The sequence below is a fragment of the Micromonospora sp. DT4 genome, assembly GCF_049841675.1.
Lineage (GTDB): Bacteria > Actinomycetota > Actinomycetes > Mycobacteriales > Micromonosporaceae > Micromonospora.
The window spans coordinates 1-937 of the sequence record NZ_JBNCKT010000318.1; the positions used below are offsets into that span (position 1 = coordinate 1).

At 67.0% G+C, this 937-nt stretch carries 2 protein-coding genes; both read right to left on the reverse strand.

The window, feature by feature from the left end; translation table 11 throughout:
- Positions 1-572: IS3 family transposase (locus tag ACLQ24_RS29865; protein WP_425895077.1), on the reverse strand; the 572-nt coding region annotated here is incomplete at its 3' end.
- Positions 569-886 (reverse strand): transposase, encoded by a 318-nt coding sequence (locus ACLQ24_RS29870; protein WP_357947773.1) that lies wholly within the window; start codon positions 884-886, stop codon positions 569-571. The genes ACLQ24_RS29865 and ACLQ24_RS29870, both read right to left, overlap by 4 nt.
- Positions 887-937: the final 51 nt, after the last annotated feature.

Genomic DNA, 937 nt, shown 5'->3' on the forward strand with positions numbered 1-937 from the left:
CCTTGATATTCGCGGCGCCAGATCGCCATTTTCAGCGCGTCGAGAGCCAGATCCGTATAGAGACTCGTGGACACCTGCCAGCCGACGATCATGCGGGAGTACACGTCGAGGACGAACGCGGCGTACACCCAGCCCACACTGGTACGCACGTAGGTCAGATCCGCGACCCACAGCTGGTTCGGATGGTCTGCGGTGAAGTCCCGTTTGACCAGGTCAGCAGGCCGTCCGGTCTCAGCCGCCGGTCGGGTCGTGCGCGGCGACTTGTCGCGCGACAGCCCGCGTAGCCCAGACTCGCGCATCAGCCGCTCGACGGTGCACCGGGCTACCCCGATGTCCTGGCGGTGCAGCTCGTGCCAGATCTTACGGGCCCCGTAAACGCCGTAGTTCTCCGCGTGGACCTGCTCGATCACCGCGGTCAGCTCCTCGTCGCGTCGGGATCGTGCGCTGGCGGGGCGGGTCGTGGCGGCGTAGTAGGTCGACGGTGCGATCGCTGCGGGCGTGTCTTCGAGCGCCCGCAGGACCGGTTGGACACCGTGTTCGACCCGCTGGGAGTCGACGAAGGCGACCTTCATCGCGACGGACGGTCCAACTCCGCCGCGAAGAAAGACGCCGCGGACCTCAGGATCTGGTTCGCCCGCCGCAGCTCACGGACCTCCCGTTCCAACGCGGCGAGGCGTTGCGCGTCGCTGCTGGTCATGCCCGCACGCTCACCGGCGTCGACCTCGGCCTTCTTCACCCATGTCCGCAACGCCTCTGGATGAACCCCGAGCTGACCCGCGATCCGCCGGATCGCACCGACCGCCGACGCCGGATCCCGCCGAGCCTCGACCGCCAACCGGGTCGCACGCTCACGCAACTCATCGTTGTACTTCTTCGGTGCAGGCATCGCCGGTGTTCCTCCAGGATTCGATGTCTCCATCTAACCCGGGGCGGAACA

Coding starts and splice junctions, on each gene's coding strand:
- ACLQ24_RS29870 (WP_357947773.1), bottom strand. CDS start 886: ATGCCTGCACCGAAGAAGTACAACGATGAGTTGCGTGAGCGTGCGACC.